This window comes from Streptomyces sp. NPDC051219 (assembly GCF_040682335.1).
Lineage (GTDB): Bacteria > Actinomycetota > Actinomycetes > Streptomycetales > Streptomycetaceae > Streptomyces.
In genome coordinates, this window is sequence record NZ_JBFBAS010000016.1 from 121,704 (window position 1) to 141,273 (window position 19,570).

A 19,570-nucleotide genomic window follows, 5' to 3' on the forward strand; every position below is an offset into this window, starting at 1 on the left:
TCCCCTACGCCGGCGAGGGCGCGGCCGAGCGCTGGCAGCTCTGCTGCTTCTTCATCGCCTTGCCGACCTCGCCGGACTGCAGCTTCGTCAGCGCCTGGTTACCGCTCTTGCTGAGCTTGTCGAGCTCGGCGGCGATGCCCTTGAGGCCGTCGGCGAACTTGGCCTGGTCCTTGGTGTTGAGGGTGTCGACCTGCTTCTTCAGGTTGGCGTAGGCCGCGGAGATCCCGTCGAGCTCCTTGACCGCCTCCTGCTGAGTCTTCTCGCCGTCTTCGACGGGCGGGGCGCCGGCGCTCTTCACCGCGGCGCCCATCGCCTTGTACGCCTCCGACATCGACTGGAAGGCGGCCGAGTCGGTTTTCTGGACGACGTCCGCCTTGCTCTGGTCCGTCGTCTCCTTCTGGATCGCGGTGTTCGCTTCCTCGATCTTCTTCACCTGGGGCTGCACCTGGTCGCAGACCTTCTTGGCCCAGGCGTTCACCTTGTCGTCGCTGTCGTCACTGCAGCCCGAGAGCGCGAGCACGAGTACCGCACCGCCGGACAGCGCGGCTGCAAGCTTCTTGTTCACCGGATCGGTCCCCTTCCAAGGTTCTCGGCCCCGGAACATACACGCCAAGTGGGCGACATCCGCAGCTCGTATAACCGATATTGACCATCTTATAGCCATTTGCACCAAGGGAGATGAGCCTCACGTCCGCGCAGAAAAGGGCGGGCGGCGCGTCAATCCGCGCCGCCCGCCCGTCCTTTGAGCAGGTACTACGAAACCACCGCCGGATCAGCGGACTTCGGGACCCGTTCCGCGTTGCTTTCGTCACCCACGGCGATGCCGCGCCGCTTGGAGATGTACACCGCGGCGATGATGACGAGGATGGCGAGGGTCGCCACCACCGCACGGACGCCGGCACTGGCGTCGTCACCGTAGCTGAACTGCACCACCGCGGGAGCGATGAGCAGGGCCACGAGGTTCATCACCTTGAGCAGCGGGTTGATCGCGGGGCCCGCCGTGTCCTTGAACGGGTCTCCGACCGTGTCGCCGATGACGGTCGCGGCGTGGGCCTCGCTGCCCTTGCCGCCGTGGTGACCGTCCTCGACAAGCTTCTTGGCGTTGTCCCACGCACCACCGGAGTTGGCGAGGAACACCGCCATCAGCGTGCCGGTGCCGATCGCGCCCGCCAGGAACGAGCCCAGCGCGCCCACACCGAGCGAGAAGCCCACCGCGATGGGGGTCAGCACGGCGAGCAGGCCGGGCGTGGCCAGCTCCCGCAGCGCGTCCTTGGTACAGATGTCGACAACGCGCCCGTACTCCGGCTTCTCGGTGTAGTCCATGATCCCGGGGTGCTCGCGGAACTGCCGCCGCACTTCGTAGACCACGGCCCCGGCCGACCGCGAGACCGCGTTGATCGCCAGGCCCGAGAAGAGGAAGACGACCGCGGCGCCCAGGATCAGGCCCACCAGGTTGTTGGGCTGAGAGATGTCCAGGCTCAGGCCCATGTCGCCGGCCTTCGCGTTCACCTCCGCGACCGCAGTGGCGATGGCGTCGCGGTACGAGCCGAAGAGCGCCGCCGCGGCGAGAACCGCGGTAGCGATGGCGATGCCCTTCGTGATCGCCTTCGTGGTGTTGCCGACGGCGTCGAGGTCGGTGAGGACCTGGGCACCGGCGCCCTGGACGTCGCCGGACATCTCCGCGATGCCCTGCGCGTTGTCGGAGACCGGCCCGAAGGTGTCCATGGCGACGATGACACCGACCGTGGTGAGCAGGCCGGTACCGGCCAGGGCCACCGCGAAGAGCGCCAGCATGATGGACGTACCGCCGAGCAGGAACGCGCCGTAGACGCCGAGGCCGATCAACAGCGCGGTGTAGACGGCGGATTCCAGGCCGATGGAGATGCCGGCGAGGACGACGGTGGCGGGCCCGGTCAGCGAGGACTTGCCGATGTCCCGTACGGGGCGCCGGTTGGTCTCGGTGAAGTAGCCGGTCAACTGCTGGATGAGCGCGGCAAGGACGATACCGATGGCCACCGCGACAAGCGCGAAAATCCGCGGGTCGCCGCCGTGCGCACGGACAGCGGCGTCGGTGACGCCGTTCAGCTCGGCGTACGAGGAGGGCAGGTAGACGAAGACCGCCGCCGCGACCAGGGCGAGGGAGATCGCCGCCGAGATGAAGAAGCCACGGTTGATGGCGGTCATCCCGCTGCGGTCTGAGCGCCGGGGCGCCACGGCGAAGATGCCGATCATCGCTGTGATGACACCGATCGCCGGAACGATCAGCGGGAAGGCGAGCCCGGCGTCGCCGAACGCGGCCTTGCCGAGGATGAGCGCGGCCACCAGCGTCACCGCGTACGACTCGAAGAGGTCCGCAGCCATCCCCGCACAGTCGCCGACGTTGTCGCCCACATTGTCGGCGATGGTCGCGGCATTGCGCGGATCGTCCTCCGGAATGCCTTGCTCGACCTTGCCGACCAGGTCGGCGCCGACGTCGGCGGCCTTGGTGAAGATGCCGCCTCCCACACGCATGAACATGGCGATCAGCGCGGCGCCGAGGCCGAAGCCCTCCAGCACCTTGGGAGCGTCAGCGGCGTAGACGAGGACGACACAGGAAGCACCGAGCAGGCCGAGGCCCACCGTGAACATGCCGACCACGCCGCCCGTGCGGAAAGCGATCTTCATGGCCTTGTGTGCGACGGCCGTCAGATCCTTTGCCGGTTCGCCTTCCGCGGGAGTGGCTTCACGCGCGGCCGCTGCCACGCGCACATTCGCCCGTACTGCCAGGCGCATGCCGATGTATCCGGTCGCCGCCGAGAAGAGCGCGCCGACCAGGAAAAATGCCGAACGTCCGGCTCTTTGCGACCAGTTGTCCGCAGGGAGCAGGAAGAGCAGGAAGAACACGACCACGGCGAATACACCGAGCGTGCGCAACTGCCGTGCCAGGTAGGCATTTGCGCCCTCCTGTACGGCTGCCGCGATCTCCTTCATCTTCTGGGTGCCTTCGCCGGCCGCCAGGACTTGGCGGACCAGCAACTGGGCCACGACGAGCGCCGCGAGGGCGACGGCCGCGATGACGATCACGATGAGACGGTTGTCGTCGGTGAGAACCGCTGCTGCGAGGGTAGAGGGGTGGTCTTGCTGGTGAGGGGTGAAGAGCCCCGTCATTCGTCCTCCTTGACGCGAAGAGCTCAAGATGTGGACGGATTGTAGGGAGCCGCACTAGATCAAAACAGAGCGCGGTAAACGGATTCGGCCTTCCCTCGCTACTCAGCCGAAGATCCTGCCTCACCAGTACCCTCGAAAGCGGTAATGGGGCAAAAGCATTGACGCCAGCGAAATGATCTAGATAAATGAAAAAGGCCCTGCTCAGCAGGGCCGCGGTGGTGAACGAGAGAGAGAAAAAGAAAGATGGAAAGAGAGGTTTGATCAGTGCAGGGGGTGGCTGGGGGGCTTCGGCCAGCTCATCCGAATCAGTCCGCCGAGTTCGTCGGCGCCCACCTCCACGTCGTCGACGAGTCCGCTGATGACGGCGAGGCCCATCTCGTCCTCGTCCTCGCCCCCGGCGTCCGCGGCGTCGGCCCCGCCGTGCGAGCCCGGCAAAGCTCCCGCCGGACCGGGCACTTCGTCGCCGACCTCGATGGAGAACACTTTCTCCTCCTCGGTCAGCACGACCCGGACGGGGGCGGTCACACCATGGCTGCGGTGCAGCCCGACAGCACGGGAGCATGCCTCGCCGACAGCGAGCCTGACCTCGTCCAGCACGGCCTCCTCCACCCCGGCGCGACGCGCCACGGCGGCCGCCACCAGGCGGGCCGTCCTGACGTGCTCAGGCTGAGCGCTGAAGCGGAGTTCAACGGTGGCCATGCGATCCCCTCGACGTACGGGCGTGCGACTCAGGGGCCCGGGCTCAAGGCCCGGCCCCCTGCTCTTCCTCCGGCAAGCCGTCAGTCGGTGGCCGCGACGGCTTCGTCCACCGAGGTGTGAATCGGGAACACCTTGGTCAGGCCGGTGATACGGAAGATCTTGAGAATGCGCTCCTGGTTGCACACCAGGCGCAGGGAGCCCTCATGGGCCCGGACGCGCTTGAGTCCACCCACGAGCACGCCGAGTCCGGTGGAGTCGAGGAAGTCCACGCCCTCCATGTCGACAACCAAGTGGTAGTTGCCGTCGTTCACCAACTCGACCAACTGCTCGCGCAGCTTGGGCGCGGTATACACATCAATCTCGCCACCGACCTCGACGACCGTACGGTCGCCGGCGGGACCGGACACATTGCGAGTCGACAGGGACAGGTCCACGGATCCTCCAGCACCTTGCTATCGAGCGGCGCCCCCCAGGGGCCTCCCCCATCCGAGGGCGGGGGACGGATTGGCAGCCGCGATGGCATTCAATCACTTACCAGCGGGCGTGCACGACGCCTTCAGACCATTGTCCTTCAAGCCAGTGACACACTCGGTGCCGATGGCCAACAATCACCGCCCTGGTCGGACCACGGAGACCACGGGCCCACGCCCCTCCCCCGGCACCGTCCTGGACCGGCTCGCCAAGGGGGCCAACCGGGCTGCGCGCATCACTCATACGGAGCACTTGCCCCCGCGAGCGGGCAGGCATGCAGTCTGGCCCGATCGCATCCGGCCGGAAGTGATCGCAGCCATCCAGGCCGCCGGCATCGAGCACCCCTGGGCGCACCAGGCCACGGCAGCGGAGCACGCCCTCGACGGCGAGTCCGTCGTCGTCGCCACCGGCACCGCCTCGGGCAAGTCCCTCGCGTATCTGGCGCCCGTACTGTCCACCCTGTTCGACGGCGCCGAGGCCCCGAACGGGCGGGGGACGACCGCGCTCTACCTCGCCCCCACCAAGGCCCTCGCAGCTGACCAGCGCCGCGCCGTGAAGGCCCTGGCGCGGCCCCTGGGCGCATCGGTGCGGCCGGCTGTCTACGACGGCGACACGCCGGTCGAGGAACGCGAGTGGGTCCGGCAGTACGCGAACTACGTCCTCACGAATCCGGACATGCTGCACCGCGGAATACTGCCCTCGCACCCCCGCTGGTCCTCCTTCCTGCGCTCGCTGCGCTATGTCGTCATCGACGAGTGCCACACCTACCGCGGCGTCTTCGGCTCGCACGTCGCCCAGGTCCTGCGCCGACTACGCCGCCTCTGCGCCCGCTACGGCGCGAACCCCGTCTTCCTCCTCGCCTCCGCCACCGCCGCCGAACCCGCGGTCGCGGCCGGCCGGCTCACCGGTCTGCCGGTCACGGAAGTCGCCGACGACGCCTCACCCCGCGGCGAGCTGGTCTTCGCCCTCTGGGAGCCGCCACTCACCGAGCTGCACGGCGAGAAGGGCGCCCCCGTCCGCCGCACAGCGACCGCGGAAACCGCCGACCTGCTCACCGATCTGACCGTGCAGGGTGTGCGAACGGTCGCCTTCGTACGCTCCCGGCGCGGCGCGGAGCTGATCGCGGTCATCGCCCAGGAACGGCTGGCCGAGGTGGACCGCTCCCTCCCCGAGCGAGTCGCCGCCTATCGCGGGGGCTACCTCCCGGAAGAACGCCGCGCGCTGGAGCGTGCCCTGCACTCCGGCGAGCTCCTGGGCCTCGCCGCCACCACCGCCCTGGAACTGGGCGTCGACGTCTCCGGTCTTGATGCCGTCGTCATCGCTGGCTACCCCGGCACACGGGCCTCCCTCTGGCAGCAGGCGGGCCGCGCGGGCCGCTCGGGCCAGGGCGCCCTGGCGGTCCTGGTGGCCCGAGACGACCCGCTGGACACCTACCTCGTCCACCACCCCGAGGCGCTGTTCCAGCAGCCGGTGGAGTCCACCGTGCTCGACCCGGACAATCCATACGTCCTCGCCCCCCATCTGTGCGCGGCCGCCGCCGAGCTTCCACTCACCGAGAGTGACCTCGACCTCTTCGGCCCGGCCGCCGCAGGGCTGCTGCCCCAGCTGGAGGCCGCCAGGCTGCTCCGGCGCCGGGCCACGGCCTGGCACTGGACCCGCCGTGAGCGGGCCGCAGACCTGACCGACATCCGCGGGGAGGGCGGCCGTCCGGTCCAGGTCGTCGAGGCCGCCACCGGCCGGCTGCTGGGCACCGTGGACGAGTCCGCTTCCCACGCCGCCGTCCACGACGGCGCCGTCCACCTCCACCAGGGCCGTACCTATCTGGTGAAGCACCTGGACCTGGAGGACTCGGTGGCCCTAGTGGAGGAGGCCAGCCCGCCGTACTCGACCACCGCCCGCGACACCACCGCCATCTGCGTCCTGGAGACCGACACCGAGATCCCGTGGGGGGACGGGCGGCTCTGCTACGGCTCCGTCGAGGTCACCAACCAGGTCGTCTCCTACCTGCGCCGTAAGCTGATCACGGGTGAGGTGCTCGGTGAGGCCAAGCTCGACCTGCCGCCACGCACCCTGCGCACCCGAGCCGTGTGGTGGACGGTCACCGAGGACCAGCTCGACGCCGCCCGGATCGGTCCGGAGATCCTGGGGGGCGCCCTGCACGCCGCGGAGCACGCGTCGATCGGGATGCTCCCCCTCTTCGCCACCTGCGACCGCTGGGACATCGGCGGTGTCTCCGTCCCGCTCCACCCGGACACCCTGCTGCCGACGGTCTTCGTGTACGACGGCCACCCCGGCGGGGCGGGATTCGCCGAGCGCGCATTCCACACGGCCCGCGAGTGGCTCACGGCCACCCGCGAGGCCATCGCGTCCTGCGAGTGCGAGGCGGGCTGTCCCTCCTGCATTCAGTCCCCCAAGTGCGGCAACGGCAATGACCCCCTCCACAAGCGGGGCGCCGTCCGCCTGCTCACCACCCTCCTCACCGGAGCGCCCGAGGGCTGACCGGGCGGCCCCGACCTGCTCTCATCCCCCGTCCGCCGGGCCTCACGGCCGGGCGGACCGCAAAGACCTGGACCAAGTGTCAGGACCCTTGCGCACCCACCGGACCCGGTGGAACAGGTGGACCCGGCGAAGGACCCACTTCACCCGGTAGACCGGGTGAACCCCGTGGAGCCGGTGGAGCCGGTGGAGCCGGTGGAGCCGGTGGAGCCGGTGGAGCCGGTGGAGCCGGTGGAGCCGGTGGGTCAGGGGGACCAGCCCTGGCCCGGATCTCCGAGGTGAACGGCCCGAAGCCCGCCTCCGCCGTCACGTCCGAGACCTCTATGCGGACGTGACACCGCACCAGGCGCGTGCCCTGTGCCCGGGCCACCCCGGCGGCTTTGGCGCAGGCTCCCTCCGGCCCTTCCATCCAGTGGTCCGCGGCGGCGAGGGCGGCCAGGTCCGCCGCCCCGCCCGCGCGGTGGCGGGCCACCACCGCCTGCCCCATCGCCAGGACGACCGCGAAAACCACGCAGAGCACACAGCTCGCCACCGCCGCCCACACCGTCGCCGATCCCCGGTCCCCGGCCGCGGCCAGGGGCCGGCCGGCGCCGTCCCGCCTCACGGCACCGCCCCCACCATGTCCTCGGCCAACGCCACCGCCTGCGCGCTCAGCCGCATCGACAGGGCGTCCGGTCCCGGCGTCGGCGCCTCGACCCGTACTCGCCACAGCTCGCCCTCCCGCTCCACGGCGACCCGCGCGTCGCCCGGGGCCGCCGAACGAGCGGCAGCCACCACAGCGGGCCCGGGCTCCGACCTGGCAGCCGCCCGGGCGCCGGCCCGCGCGGCGTCCACGCACTGGATCTGAGCGGCCGCCGCCATCAGCGCCCACACCAGGGCCGCGGCGAACAGCACCAGCGCCGGCAGTACCACGGCCGCCTCGGCGGTCACATAGCCCCGGTCAGAACTGCGCATCGAGCGCCTTCCCGATCACGGACTGCAGCGCCGACGAGACCGCGCCGCTGGTGACCACCTTGTAGAGCACCGCGGCGAACCCGCATGCCGCGATCGTTCCCATGGCGTATTCGGACGTCGTCATCCCCGCGTCCTCACGCGACCGGCTCAGCGCGTCGTGCATCCGCTTCCACACCCACATACCAACCCCCAGAAATCAGTCATTCGGTCGTCACTCGTTTGCCAGCCTCATTGGCCGGACTCGTTGGCCGGCCTCGTTGGCCGGACTCACTTGCCGTTCAGCAGGCCGCTCGCCAGACCGATCACCACCGGCGCCACTCCGACAACAAGGAACGCGGGCAGAAAACAGAGCCCCACCGGTGCGGTGATGAGCACGGCGGCACGCTGTGCTCTCGCCGTCGCCGCCCTCGACCGGTCTTCCCGGAGCCCCGCCGCCAGCCGGGCGACCGGCTCCGCAGCCGGTGCGCCCGTGCATGCGGCCCTTTCCAGGCAGCCGGCCAACGCCCGCGCACCAGGTATCTCAGCCAACCGCCCCCACGCAGCACTCGGTTCACCCCCGAGCCGCAACTCCGCTCCGGCGCGGGCCAGTCGTTCGCCCACCGGCCCGCCGAGCGACTCCCCGACCACCTCGGCGGCCTCACGCGGTCCCGCCCCTGCGGCAAGACACGCGGCCAGCAGGTCGGCGGCGAGCGGGAGTTGTCGCGCCGCCTCCACCTGGTCCACCGCGCCGGTCGAAGGCTTCCGGCCCCGGAGCCATCGGCGTACGCCCCAGGCCGCGGCCAGACCCACCATGCACCCGGCCACCCCGCCGACCAGTACATAGCCGGTGGCCAAGGCACCCAGCGGAGCCGCCCAGCCCCTCACGCCGACCGCCCACGTACGCGGAAGGCGGCCCGGCCGGGCCCGGCACTCAGCGGTGAGCAACACCGCCAGCCGTCGCTTCACGGCCCGCTCCCGTATCCGCGCGGCAAGCGCGGAGCCAAGGGCCGCCACGGCGGCAGCGACCGAAACCACTACCCCCAGCCTGTGGACAACATCACCGGTCATGCGTCCTCCCCCGCTCGTACGATGCGACCGGCCCAGAACACGCCGAGACCCTCCAGCAGCCCGCCGGCCATCAGGCATCCGAGTCCGGCCGGGGTGTGCAGCAGTACCCACAGGGGACCGGCTCCGAGCGCGGTCCCGATCAGCAACCCCGCCACCGGCAGGAGTGCCAGCACCAGCGCCGTCGACCTTGCTCCGGCCAACTGGGCCCGCAGCTCCTCCCGCTGGTCCCGTTCGGCTCTCAGCGCGGCCTCCAGCCGGTCCAGCCCGGACGCGAGCCCGGCCCCGCCGTCCACCGACACCCGCCAACATGCAGCCATCCCGACGAGACCTTCCGCACCCGGTTCCCGCGCCGACTGCAGCAGCGCTTCGGGCACGTCCCCGCCGAACCGTGCGGCGGACATCACCGCCCCCTCGGCACTCCCAAGTCCACCGGCCCCGGGGGCGAAACCCCGTACCACCCTTCGGAGCGCCTGCCCCGGCTGCAGCCCTGCACGGAGTTCCCCCGCCACCGCCCCGCACAGGGCGATCACCTCGCCGGCACGCCACGCCCGCTCCCGGGCCCGCTTCCGCGCCCGCAGCCAACGAGCTGCCAGGGGCACGGCCGCCGCGCCCGCGGCCAGCGGCAGCACCGACTCCCCCACTACAGCGACCAGTGCCCCCACCACCAGGCAGACCCACTCCCGCCGCACACGGGCCCGCGCCGTATTCAGCAGCCGTCCCCACGAAGGACCGGATGTGGTCGGCTCGCCTCCGGCGAGCATCAACATCGCCCGCCGCAGGGACTGCTCCCGCCCGCCCACCAGCCACGCGGCCGCCCCCGCACACACCGCCGCCGCGCAGACCGGCGCGACACCCGTCACAGCGCACCCCCGAGCATCGACCGCAGCCGCCCCCAGCCCCGCTCATGTACGAACGCCTCCGCACCCCACCGCAGCGCCGGCGCGGTCACCACCAGCCCGGCCGCATCCCGCTCCAGTACATGCACCTCGGCAACGCGCCGCCGCCCTCCCCGGTCCCGCGCGAGATGGACCACCACCGACAGCGCGGCGGCCAACTGGCTGTGCAGGGCCGCCCGGTCCAGTCCCGCCGCCGTCCCCAGCGCCTCCAGCCTCGCGGGAACATGTGCCGCCGCATTGGCGTGCACAGTCCCGCAGCCGCCCTCGTGCCCGGTGTTCAGGGCGGCCAGGAGATCGGTGACCTCCTCGCCTCGCACCTCGCCCACTACAAGCCGGTCGGGTCTCATCCGCAACGCCTGCCGCACAAGGTCCTTCAAGGTCACCAGGCCCACGCCCTCCTGGTTGGCCGGACGCGATTCGAGCCGGACCACGTGCGGATGCTCGGGGCGGAGCTCCGCCGAGTCCTCGGCCAGCACAATCCGCTCCGCGGGCCCCACCAGCCCCAGCAGTGAGCTCAGCAGCGTCGTCTTCCCTGAGCCCGTTCCACCACTGATCAGATAGGAGAGCCGGGCATCGATCAGTGCCCGCAGCACCCTGTCCCCGTCCGGCGGCACCGTGCCCGCCTCGACCAACTCGCCCAGCGAGAAGGCCCGGGGCCGGACCACTCGCAGGGAGAGGCAGGCCGAGCCGACGGCGATCGGCGGCAGCACCGCGTGCAGCCGGGTCCCGTCCGGCAGCCGGGCGTCCACCCAGGGGCGGGCATCGTCCAACCGCCTCCCTGCCACCGCCGCCAGCCGCTGAGCCAGACTTCGCACCGCGCCCGCGTCGGTGAACGAGACGCTGGTGAGCTCGAGCCCGCGCCCCCGGTCCACCCACACCCGGTCCGGCGCGGCCACCAGTACATCGGTGACCCCCGGGTCGCCGAGCAGCCCCTCCAGCGGCCCGGCGCCCACGAGTTCGGATCGCAACTCCTCGGCCACGCCCAGCACTTCCGTGTCCCCGAGGAGTCGCCCCTGGGCACGTAGAGCGGCCGCGACCCGCGCCGGGGTCGGGTCCGCACCACTCTCGGCGAGGCGCCGGCGCACCGCGTCCAGCAACTGGGCGCTCATGACGGAACACCCCCCGCCAGGGCCTCGGCCCAGAACGCCGCACAGAACCTGGCCAGCGGACTCCGCACACTGCCACCCGGCGGGGCTCCGCTGTCCCGAGCATCCAGCAGTCCCGGCTCGACCGGCAGTTCGCCCGCGAGCGGCAGTCCGAGCAACCGGGCCACCGACTCCTCGTCCAGCCCGGCGGCATAGGGCCCACGCACCACCGCCCGGAGGTCGCGAAGCACCATGCCCGCCATCGACGCCACCCGGCTCGCCGCCGCGACGGCCCTCAACTCGGCAGGCACCACGAGCAGCCCGAGGTCGAGCTGAGCCAACGCCTCGGCCACGCCCTCGTCCACCCGCCGGGGCAGGTCCACGACCACCACGCCACCGCGCCTGCGCGCAGCGGCCAGCACCGTCCGTATGGCCGTCGGCGGGATGACCACAGAATCCCCGCGGTCCCAGCTGAGGACCCGCAGTGCGTGCAGCTCGGGCAGCGACTCCTCCAGCGCGCCGCCCCCGACCCTGCCGCGCGAGCCGGCGAAATCCGGCCAGCGCAACCCCTCGGCGCTCTCCCCGCCGAGCAGTACGTCCAGGCCGCCGCCGAGCGGATCGGCGTCGATCAGCATCGCCCGTTCTCCGCCACGGGCGGCGGTCACGGCGAGCGCGCAGGCCAGGGTCGAAGCACCCGCTCCGCCTCGCCCGCCGATCACCCCGACCGTGAGCGCCTGTCGCCCCGCCCCCTCCGCCACATCGGCGATCCGGTCGACGAGCCAGGCCTCGGCATCGGGGAGGCGGAGCACATGGTCGGCGCCGATCTCCACGGCCAACCGCCAGACTCCGGGGTCGTCCTGGTCCCGCCCGACAAGGAGCACTCCCCGCCGACGCGCAGCGCCTCGCACCCGGGGCGCGGCATCGTCTCCGACCAGCACCAGCGGCGCACTGTCCCAGCCGCCTCCGCCTCTGCCACCGCCTCCCCGCTCGGGTACCCCATGGTGAACCTCGGGCTCGACGCCGGCCGCCGCGCACAACCGCAGCAGGTCGTCGAGCAGCTCCGCGTCCTCGGTGACGATCAGCGGTCTGCCCTGGCGCCCTTCGGCGCTCAGCAGTCGCTCGGAAGTGATGGATCCGGCCACGATCTCCGCCTCTTCTCGCTACAAATCCCGCATCCGCGAACTTCGCGGGCGGAATCACCGTGCAGCGATCCTGGAAAGCGTGTGGATCTTGCTCAAAAACTGTGGACTGCTCACCACTTGTGAATATCCCGCTCACCCATACCAGTGACTTCCACTGCGCAGCGAAACAACTACACTCAGTGACGAGTCCGGTAGTCAACGGCCGTGGGCGGCGAGGACCGCGAGGGGGCAGGAGGGTCGGAACGAGCCAGAACCAAGAGGCGAAAACGCGTCCGGACATGCGACGACCCCCGCCGGGGGGGAGAGCGGGGGTCGTCCCCACGGCCGACTCGGGGGGGGAGGAGTCGGACCGGGTTAGCACGGTCGCGAACGATCCGTGACTTCCATGGTGTACCCGAGAGCCTTCTCAGGCAAACCCACGCGCCCCAGCTTACGCCGAATGGTGGGCGCATATGCTCGGCCCGTGGAAAACCACTCCTTGCCGCGCACGGCTGCGTTCTTCGACCTGGACAAGACAGTCATTGCGAAGTCAAGCACTCTGACCTTCAGTAAGTCCTTCTATCAAGGCGGCTTGATCAACCGCAGGGCGGTACTGCGGACCGCATATGCCCAGTTCGTCTTTCTCGCGGGCGGCGCCGACCACGAGCAGATGGAGCGCATGCGCGAGTACCTCTCCGCACTCTGCAAAGGCTGGAACGTCCAGCTGGTCAAGGAGATCGTCGCCGAGACTCTGCACGACCTCATCGACCCGCTCATTTACGACGAGGCGGCGTCCCTCATCGAGGAGCACCACGCCGCCGGCCGCGATGTCGTGATCGTCTCCACCTCCGGCGCCGAGGTGGTCGAACCCATCGGCGAGCTGCTCGGCGCCGACCGGGTGGTCGCCACACGCATGGTCGTCGGCGAGGACGGCTGCTTCACCGGCGAGGTGGAGTACTACGCGTACGGCCCCACCAAGGCTGAGGCGATCAAGGAACTGGCGGAATCCGAGGGGTACGACCTGGACCGCTGCTTCGCCTACAGCGACTCCGTGACCGATGTCCCGATGCTCGGCTCGGTGGGAAACCCGTACGCCGTCAACCCGGACCGGGCCCTGCGCCGCGAGGCACTCACGCGCGGATGGCCGATTCTGGTGTTCAACCGGCCCGTCCGGCTCAAGCAGCGGCTACCAGGGTTCTCGATGCCGACGCGACCCGCCCTGGTGGCGGCCGCGGCTGTAGGTGCGGCCGCAGCGACGGCCGGGCTGGTCTGGTACGCCACTCGGCGCCGCGCCGCCGCCGTCCCCACGCCGGCCTGACCTGCGTCAATTTCGCGCGTCCGATTCAGTTCAATTTGAACCTAAAAGTAAAGAACTGCAGTCAGCACTTCCGCTTCCCTCGGTTCAGGAGTAGAAAGGACTTAACGGCCCGCGAGACCAAGGACAGATCCGAGAGGATGACCTTAATAACGCAGTAAGGCCCACGGACCGAAGCATGAAAGTCGAGCACCCACGCGACGTCGACCCGTCGATTACGGGCCAGCCGCACCAGGTGACGGGCAGAAGATCCCGACCTGATGGGCATATATCGAGGACGCTTGGTAACTGGACGGACATGCCAGCGGCGACACCATAAGCTTCACGGTGTCGCCGCAACCCTGTTCCCGACCTGGCATCCCTCTGCCGCTAGGCAGCGCCGCGCTGCAGCGCCTCGCAGACCGCCGTCGACTCCCTGACTCCCAGCTCCACCGCGTGCCCGCAGTGCGCGACCCAGGCCGCCATGCCTTCGGGCGTCCCGGAGACATAGCTGTCGAGCGCCGCGACATAGGCAGCGCGGCCCAGCTCGGCATGGCCCACCTCGGCCGGGCAGATCGACTTGGGGTCGAGACCGCTGCCGACCAGCACAATGCGCTCGGCGGCCCGCGCGACCAGGCCGTTGTACGAGCCGAACGGGCGCAGCGCAAGCAGTTCACCGTGCACGACCGCGGCCGTGACCAGCGCCGGGGCCGATCCGCCCGCGATGATCAGCTGCGACAGACCCTCGAGCCGGCCCGCCACCTCGTCCGCGCCGGGCAGCGGCAGCTCGAGAAGCGGTTCGTCGACGGCTTCCCCTGCGAACCGCGGGCGGCCCACCGAGTCGTCAGGCGCGGCACCGCCCGCCGCCACCAGATGCAGCCGTGCCAGCACGCGCAGCGGCGACTGCCGCCAGATGCTGAGCAGTTGGCCGGCCTCCGCGGTCAGCCGCAGGGCCGCGCCGACGGTCAGCGCCTCGGCGTCATTGCTGAAGTCGGTGCGGCGGCGCACCTCTTCGAGCGCCCAGTCGGCGCCGGAAAGCGCCGCACTGCCGCGAGCACCGCGCAGCGCGGCCTCTGAGGTGACCTCGGTACTGCGGCGGCGCATGACGCGGTGACCGTAGACCCGGTCAACGGCCTTGCGTACGGAGTCCACGGAGTCGGCGACGCCGGGAAGCGAGCCCAGCGCGGCGAGCGGATCGGCTGACGTACTCATAGGTAAGGAGCCTACGCACCCATCCCGCGCACCCCACGTTGGAGTGGTCTTCTTCACTCCACTCGACAACAGGCAGCGATCATGCGATTACCCTTGGTGAACATGAAGATCGCTTTCGTAGGGAAGGGCGGCAGCGGCAAGACCACGCTGTCCTCGCTCTTCATCCGCCACCTTGCCGCCAATGAGGCCCCCGTCGTCGCGGTGGACGCCGACATCAACCAGCACCTGGGGGCCGCCCTCGGCCTCGACGAGGAGGAGGCCCTCGCGCTGCCCGCCATGGGCGCGCACCTTCCCCTGATCAAGGAGTACCTGCGAGGTTCGAACCCACGCATCGCCTCCGCCGAGACGATGATCAAGACGACTCCCCCCGGCACCGGGTCACGCCTGCTGAAGGTCCGCGAGGACAACCCGGTGTACGACGCGTGCGCGCGCCCTGTACAGCTTGACGACGGAGTGATCCGGCTGATGGCCACGGGTCCCTTCGCCGAATCCGACCTGGGCGTGGCGTGCTACCACTCCAAGGTCGGCGCGGTCGAACTGTTCCTGAACCACCTCGTCGACGGCCCCGACGAATTCGTCGTCGTCGACATGACCGCGGGCTCCGACTCCTTCGCCTCCGGCATGTTCACCCGGTTCGACATGACCTTCCTGGTCGCCGAGCCGACCCGCAAGGGCGTATCGGTGTACCGCCAGTACAGGGAGTACGCGCGGGACTTCGGCATCTCCCTCAAGGTGGTCGGCAACAAGGTGCAGGGCGAGGACGACTTCGAGTTCCTGCGCACGGAGGTGGGGGACGACCTGCTCGTCGCCGTCGGGCATTCCGACTGGGTGCGCTCGATGGAGAAAGGCCGCCCACCACGCTTCGAGCTGCTGGAGGCCACCAACCGGCTTGCGCTGCAGGCCCTCCAGGACGCGGCCGAGGATTCGTACGAACGCCGCGACTGGGAGCGCTACACACGCCAGATGGTGCACTTCCACCTGAAGAACGCGGAGAGCTGGGGCAACGCGAAGACGGGGGCCGACCTGGCAGCCCAGGTCGACCCCGCCTTCGTGCTCGGCGAGCACGCGCCGGTCCCCCAGCCCAGCTGAGGCACGGGCGCTCGTCGTGCGAACAGCCGTTATCGCTGACCGGCCCGTGGGTCGGCGGGCGGTGCGGAGGCTGCGCCCGCCGGGGCACGGGGAGCCGCCGGGGAAGCCGGCTGGGCGGCCAGGAAGGCCGCCCAGCCCTCCTTCGGCGCCTTACCGACGCCGAGCGTGCGCATTCGCTTGATCAGTTGCGGATCCTGCGCGTCCAGCCAGTCGACCAGCTGGCGGAAGGACACACAGCGCACGTCCCGCTGGGGGCAGACCGTCTTGATGGTCTCCTCGATGGCACGCATGTACGTGCCGCCGTTCCAGGACTCGAAGTGGTTTCCGATGATCAACGGGGCGCGATTCCCCCGGTACGCGCGGTGAAAGGCCTGCAGCAGCCCGTCACGCATCTGGTTGCCCCAGTACTTGTGCATCGAGGGGGCGCCCTGGGAGGTCTGGCCGGACTGGTTGACCATGAAGTTGTAGTCCATGGAAAGCGTCTCGAAGCCCCGTCCGGGCATGGGGACGAGTTGGAGCGGCAGGTCCCAGAGGCCCTCCGCCTTCTGCGGCCAGATCTGTTTGCTGATGCCGCTGGAGTCGTACCGGAAGCCCAGCTCCCGTGCTGCCCGCATGAAGTTGCGCTGGCCTTCGAGGCAAGGCGTGCGGGCTCCGATGAGCTCCTTGTCGTAGTCGAAAGGCAGAGCCTTCTCGTACGGCAGGCCGGCGTTGGTCTTCCAGTTCTTCACGAAGGACTTGGCCTGCGCGATCTCGCTCTTCCACTCCTCGACCGACCAGGTTCCGACTCCCCCGTCCGGCCCACAGAAGTGGCCGTTGAAGTGAGTGCCGACCTCGTTGCCTTCCTGCCACGCGCCGCGCAGATGCCGCACGGTCTCCTTAATGCCCTTGAGGTCGCCGAAGCCGATGTCGGAGCGGCCGGGCGCGTGTTGGGGCGGGTTGTAGAAGTGACGTTTCTCCTCAGGTAGCAGATAGACCCCACTGAGGAAGTACGTCATCTGCGCGTCGTATTTTCTGCCCACCTTGCGAAAGTGCGAGAACAGCTTCTGACTGTCCTCCCCGGCGCCGTCCCACGAGAACACCACGAACTGCGGGGGCTTCTCGCCGGGATACAGCTTCTGTGGTTCGGGAACGTTCGGCTGGCGGCCCGTGAACGCGGTCGAGCCGTCGCCGATCAGCCCCACCACCTCCCTGGGTGCGGCGGGAGCGGGGGCGGGGGCGGGGGCCCTCTTCTGCGGGCCCCGTGGGCCCTCCGTGGCGGGCTCACCGCCCGTGCAGCCTGCGATCCCCACTGCCAGCGCCGCGACGACGATGCCGCCGGCGATTTTTTTAGTGGCGGCCATCATCCGCCCACCTCTTCCCGGGTTCCCTCAACGTCGAGTGCCGCCGCTGACACGGCGCGCCGCTCAACGTCGCACGACACGGTCCGAGAAAAGGCATGACAAGCCGTATTAAATGCTTATTCACTCTTGGGGATGAATGCTTAAGCCATTTGCCCGAAATATCCTCCCGTTTCCTTTACCCTGCATTACGATTCATTTACCGAGAGTTGAGAATCCCGCCGCTGCACAGCCGTGACCCACGGCCGCGACCCCCACGTTCCGCGACCGCGCTGCCCCGGAGGAGACGGGAAACCATGTCTGCCTGCGTCCCCACCCGCACCGACCGCTCTTCACACACAACCCCCAGCCGACGGCCACACGCCCCTCCGCCCGGGGGGGGCCGACGCTTCGGCTTGCTGGGGCCCGACCCGGGCGCCGATCTGTCCGCCTCGATCGCCGTCTTCCTGATCGCACTGCCACTGTCCCTGGGCATCGCGCTCGCAACCGGCGCGCCGCTCCAGGCGGGCCTGGTGGCGGCCGCCGTCGGCGGGCTCGTCGCCGGGCGGCTGGGCGGCGCCCCGCTGCAGGTCAGCGGGCCGGCGGCCGGACTCACCGTAGTGACGGCCGAGTTGATCCAGCGGTACGGCTGGCGCACCACCTGCGCCATCACCGTGCTCGCCGGAGTCGCGCAACTCGGCCTGGCTCTCCTGCGGACCGCCCGCTCCGCACTGATGGTCAGCCCGGCGATCGTGCACGGGATGCTGGCGGGCATCGGCGTCACCATCGCCCTCGCTCAACTGCACATCGTCCTCGGCGGCACCCCGCAGAGCTCCGCCGTGGACAACCTCCTGGGACTGCCCGCCCAGTTGACCCATCTGCATCCGGTGGCGCTGGGGGTGAGCGCGCTCACCGTCGTCGTCCTGTTGTCCTGGCCGCGCATTCCCGGCCGTACCGGACGATGTCTGCGCAAGGTACCGGCCGCTCTCGCGGCTGTGGGCACGGCGACCGCCGTCGCCGCACTGGCCGGGCTGAGTCTGCCCCGGGTGGACCTGCCGTCCTGGCGCAGCCACGCCCTCCCCGAGATGCCTCAGGGAGCGGTTCTCGGAATTCTCGCCGCCGTCCTCACCATCACCCTGGTCGGGAGCGTCGAATCGCTGCTGTCCGCGGTGGCCACGGACAAACTGGTGGCCGCTCGTCAAGCGCCCGTGTCCTCTGTCACGGGCACCCCCGTTTCCCCCGCCGCCAGGCCCCCACGCATTGACCTCGACCGAGAACTGCGCGGCCAGGGCGCCGCGAACATTGTCTCCGGCGCACTGGGCGGACTTCCGATCACCGGGGTCGCGGTGCGCAGCGTGGCAAACGTCAGCGCCGGTGCGATCAGCCGCAGATCGACCATGCTGCACGGAGTGTGGGTGCTGCTCGCGGCCGGGCTGCTCGTACCCGTACTGGATCTGATTCCGCTGGCAGCGCTGGCCGCGCTGGTGATGGTCGTCGGCGTGCAGATGGTCAACATCACGCACATGCGCAGTGTTACCCGCCACCGCGAAGTGCTGGTGTACGCGGCCACCGGGGTCGCCGTCGTGCTGGCCGGAGTGCTGGAGGGGGTTGCCGTCGGGATCGCGGTGGCCGTGGCGGTCGCTCTGCACCGGCTGGCAAGGACCCGCATCACCTCCGAAGTACGGGACGGGGTCCACCGGATCCGCGCCCGGGGGCAGCTGACCTTCCTGGCCGTCCCCCGACTGAGCCGGGCACTGAACCTGGTCCCCCAGGGTGCCGACGCGATCGTCGAGCTGGACGGGTCGTTCATGGACCACGCGGCGTACGAGACGCTGCAGGGGTGGCAGGACGCGCATATCGCGCAGGGCGGCGCGGTGGAGGTCACCGGCCGGGCAGGTACCCGGATCGCCGAGCCGGGGCAGGACGCCCACACCTGCTGCCGGCCCTGGACGCCCTGGCGCAACCACTGCGACCACAAGACCGTGGCCCCGACCGGCCAGGCCGCCACCTCGGCCAATCCCGCTTCCCGCCCCGCGTCCCCCAAGCAGGGCGGACAACTGGTCAGCGGTATCAGCGCGTTCCAGCGCGACACCGCCCCCCTGGTCCGGAATGAGCTCGCCCGGCTGGCGCGCGAGGGGCAGCGTCCCTCGCAGCTTTTCCTCACCTGCGCCGACTCCCGGCTGGTGACCAGCATGATCACCTCCAGCGGACCGGGCGATCTGTTCACCGTCCGCAATGTGGGCAACCTGGTGCCGCTGCCGGGCGCCGAGTCGACGGACGACTCGGTCGCGGCGGCCATCGAGTACGCGGTGGACGTGCTGAAGGTGAGCAGCATCACCGTCTGCGGACACTCCGGCTGCGGGGCCATGCAGGCCCTGCTGAACGCCCCACCCGGCATGCCCGAGACCCCGTTGTCCCGCTGGCTGCGGCACGGGCTGCCCAGTCTGGACCGGATGGCGAGCCGGCATGGCTCCTGGGCGCGGATCTCCGGCCGCGCCGCGGCCGATGCGGTGGAGCAGCTGTGCCTGACCAATGTGGTGCAGCAGTTGGAGCATCTGCGGGCCCACGAATCCGTGGCACGACGTCTCGCGGAGGGCACGCTCGAGCTGCACGGCATGTACTTCCATGTCGGCGAGGCCCAGGCCTACCTGCTCGCCGACGGAGAGGCAGTGTTCAACAGTGTCGCGCCTGCGGCGCTCGCGGTAACACCCGCCTGAACTGCCTGAACCGCTCTCCCGCGCCG

17 protein-coding genes are annotated in these 19,570 nt (G+C 70.1%); 4 read left to right on the top strand and 13 right to left on the bottom strand.

Annotation, left to right across the window (positions count from 1 at the left end):
• Nucleotides 1-4 precede the first annotated feature (4 nt).
• From AB0M62_RS19945 to AB0M62_RS19960, 4 genes are all read right to left on the bottom strand, one after another.
• Nucleotides 5-565: a small secreted protein gene (locus AB0M62_RS19945; RefSeq protein ID WP_366075560.1), complete on the bottom strand. Its 561-nt coding sequence runs from the start codon at nt 563-565 to the stop codon at nt 5-7.
• 188 nt (nt 566-753) lie between these two features.
• Complete coding sequence (locus tag AB0M62_RS19950; RefSeq protein WP_366075561.1) at nt 754-3,147, bottom strand: sodium-translocating pyrophosphatase; 2,394 nt, start codon at nt 3,145-3,147, stop codon at nt 754-756.
• Nucleotides 3,148-3,408: 261 nt separating this feature from the next.
• Nucleotides 3,409-3,846, bottom strand: a complete 438-nt coding sequence (locus AB0M62_RS19955) for an ATP-binding protein (protein WP_366075562.1) — start codon at nt 3,844-3,846, stop codon at nt 3,409-3,411.
• An 80-nt stretch (nt 3,847-3,926) separates the two neighbouring features.
• On the bottom strand, nt 3,927-4,280 hold the full coding sequence (locus AB0M62_RS19960) for an STAS domain-containing protein (protein WP_366075563.1): 354 nt from the start codon (nt 4,278-4,280) through the stop codon (nt 3,927-3,929).
• 82 nt (nt 4,281-4,362) lie between these two features.
• On the opposite strand from AB0M62_RS19960, the gene AB0M62_RS19965 reads away from it, so the two are divergent.
• On the top strand, nt 4,363-6,816 hold the full coding sequence (locus AB0M62_RS19965) for a DEAD/DEAH box helicase (protein ID WP_366075564.1): 2,454 nt from the start codon (nt 4,363-4,365) through the stop codon (nt 6,814-6,816).
• 79 nt (nt 6,817-6,895) lie between these two features.
• On the opposite strand, the gene AB0M62_RS19970 is transcribed toward AB0M62_RS19965, so the two are convergent.
• From AB0M62_RS19970 to ssd, 7 genes are all read right to left on the bottom strand, one after another.
• Nucleotides 6,896-7,417 carry an Rv3654c family TadE-like protein gene (locus tag AB0M62_RS19970; protein WP_366075565.1) on the bottom strand — a complete coding sequence of 174 codons (522 nt, stop codon included), beginning with the start codon at nt 7,415-7,417 and terminating at the stop codon, nt 6,896-6,898.
• Nucleotides 7,414-7,767, bottom strand: coding sequence for a TadE family type IV pilus minor pilin (locus AB0M62_RS19975; RefSeq protein WP_366075566.1), 354 nt, complete (start codon nt 7,765-7,767; stop codon nt 7,414-7,416). The genes AB0M62_RS19970 and AB0M62_RS19975 overlap by 4 nt, the downstream gene beginning before the upstream one ends.
• A complete protein-coding gene (locus AB0M62_RS19980; RefSeq protein ID WP_366075567.1) occupies nt 7,754-7,948 on the bottom strand; it encodes a DUF4244 domain-containing protein in 195 nt (64 codons plus the stop codon). The genes AB0M62_RS19975 and AB0M62_RS19980 overlap by 14 nt, the downstream gene beginning before the upstream one ends.
• A gap of 86 nt (nt 7,949-8,034) precedes the next feature.
• A complete protein-coding gene (locus AB0M62_RS19985; RefSeq protein WP_366075568.1) occupies nt 8,035-8,814 on the bottom strand; it encodes a type II secretion system F family protein in 780 nt (259 codons plus the stop codon).
• The gene (locus tag AB0M62_RS19990) at nt 8,811-9,674 is read right to left on the bottom strand and encodes a type II secretion system F family protein (protein WP_366075569.1); all 864 of its coding nucleotides are present in this window, start codon (nt 9,672-9,674) and stop codon (nt 8,811-8,813) included. The genes AB0M62_RS19985 and AB0M62_RS19990 overlap by 4 nt, the downstream gene beginning before the upstream one ends.
• Complete coding sequence (locus tag AB0M62_RS19995) at nt 9,671-10,819, bottom strand: TadA family conjugal transfer-associated ATPase (protein WP_366075570.1); 1,149 nt, start codon at nt 10,817-10,819, stop codon at nt 9,671-9,673. The genes AB0M62_RS19990 and AB0M62_RS19995 overlap by 4 nt, the downstream gene beginning before the upstream one ends.
• Nucleotides 10,816-11,937, bottom strand: a complete 1,122-nt coding sequence (gene ssd / locus AB0M62_RS20000) for a septum site-determining protein Ssd (protein ID WP_366075571.1) — start codon at nt 11,935-11,937, stop codon at nt 10,816-10,818. Before ssd ends, AB0M62_RS19995 begins: the two co-directional genes overlap by 4 nt.
• Before the next feature lie 439 nt (nt 11,938-12,376).
• Between ssd and AB0M62_RS20005 the strand changes: the two genes are divergently transcribed.
• Nucleotides 12,377-13,234 carry an HAD-IB family hydrolase gene (locus AB0M62_RS20005; RefSeq protein ID WP_366075572.1) on the top strand — a complete coding sequence of 286 codons (858 nt, stop codon included), beginning with the start codon at nt 12,377-12,379 and terminating at the stop codon, nt 13,232-13,234.
• Between the two features lie 366 nt (nt 13,235-13,600).
• On the opposite strand, the gene AB0M62_RS20010 is transcribed toward AB0M62_RS20005, so the two are convergent.
• Nucleotides 13,601-14,422, bottom strand: coding sequence for an oxidoreductase (locus tag AB0M62_RS20010; RefSeq protein WP_366075573.1), 822 nt, complete (start codon nt 14,420-14,422; stop codon nt 13,601-13,603).
• A 102-nt stretch (nt 14,423-14,524) separates the two neighbouring features.
• Between AB0M62_RS20010 and AB0M62_RS20015 the strand changes: the two genes are divergently transcribed.
• Nucleotides 14,525-15,511, top strand: coding sequence for an ATP-binding protein (locus AB0M62_RS20015; protein ID WP_366075574.1), 987 nt, complete (start codon nt 14,525-14,527; stop codon nt 15,509-15,511).
• 29 nt (nt 15,512-15,540) lie between these two features.
• Here AB0M62_RS20015 and AB0M62_RS20020 read toward each other — a convergent pair whose 3' ends face one another.
• On the bottom strand, nt 15,541-16,854 hold the full coding sequence (locus tag AB0M62_RS20020; RefSeq protein WP_366075575.1) for a hypothetical protein: 1,314 nt from the start codon (nt 16,852-16,854) through the stop codon (nt 15,541-15,543).
• 290 nt (nt 16,855-17,144) lie between these two features.
• Here AB0M62_RS20020 and AB0M62_RS20025 point away from each other — a divergent pair, with 290 nt between their 5' ends.
• Nucleotides 17,145-19,544, top strand: coding sequence for a SulP family inorganic anion transporter (locus tag AB0M62_RS20025; protein ID WP_366075577.1), 2,400 nt, complete (start codon nt 17,145-17,147; stop codon nt 19,542-19,544).
• Nucleotides 19,545-19,570 lie beyond the last annotated feature (26 nt).

What these genes read in the sequence shown, in the direction of transcription:
- AB0M62_RS20020 (WP_366075575.1), bottom strand. Translation starts at nt 16,854, where the DNA reads ATGATGGCCGCCACTAAAAAAATCGCCGGCGGCATCGTCGTCGCGGCG.
- AB0M62_RS19965 (WP_366075564.1), top strand. Translation starts at nt 4,363, where the DNA reads ATGGCATTCAATCACTTACCAGCGGGCGTGCACGACGCCTTCAGACCA.
- AB0M62_RS20005 (WP_366075572.1), top strand. Translation starts at nt 12,377, where the DNA reads ATGGTGGGCGCATATGCTCGGCCCGTGGAAAACCACTCCTTGCCGCGC.
- AB0M62_RS20025 (WP_366075577.1), top strand. Translation starts at nt 17,145, where the DNA reads ATGTCTGCCTGCGTCCCCACCCGCACCGACCGCTCTTCACACACAACC.
- AB0M62_RS19995 (WP_366075570.1), bottom strand. Translation starts at nt 10,819, where the DNA reads ATGAGCGCCCAGTTGCTGGACGCGGTGCGCCGGCGCCTCGCCGAGAGT.
- AB0M62_RS20010 (WP_366075573.1), bottom strand. Translation starts at nt 14,422, where the DNA reads ATGAGTACGTCAGCCGATCCGCTCGCCGCGCTGGGCTCGCTTCCCGGC.
- AB0M62_RS19975 (WP_366075566.1), bottom strand. Translation starts at nt 7,767, where the DNA reads ATGCGCAGTTCTGACCGGGGCTATGTGACCGCCGAGGCGGCCGTGGTA.
- AB0M62_RS19950 (WP_366075561.1), bottom strand. Translation starts at nt 3,147, where the DNA reads ATGACGGGGCTCTTCACCCCTCACCAGCAAGACCACCCCTCTACCCTC.
- AB0M62_RS19985 (WP_366075568.1), bottom strand. Translation starts at nt 8,814, where the DNA reads ATGACCGGTGATGTTGTCCACAGGCTGGGGGTAGTGGTTTCGGTCGCT.
- AB0M62_RS19955 (WP_366075562.1), bottom strand. Translation starts at nt 3,846, where the DNA reads ATGGCCACCGTTGAACTCCGCTTCAGCGCTCAGCCTGAGCACGTCAGG.
- AB0M62_RS20015 (WP_366075574.1), top strand. Translation starts at nt 14,525, where the DNA reads ATGAAGATCGCTTTCGTAGGGAAGGGCGGCAGCGGCAAGACCACGCTG.
- AB0M62_RS19980 (WP_366075567.1), bottom strand. Translation starts at nt 7,948, where the DNA reads ATGTGGGTGTGGAAGCGGATGCACGACGCGCTGAGCCGGTCGCGTGAG.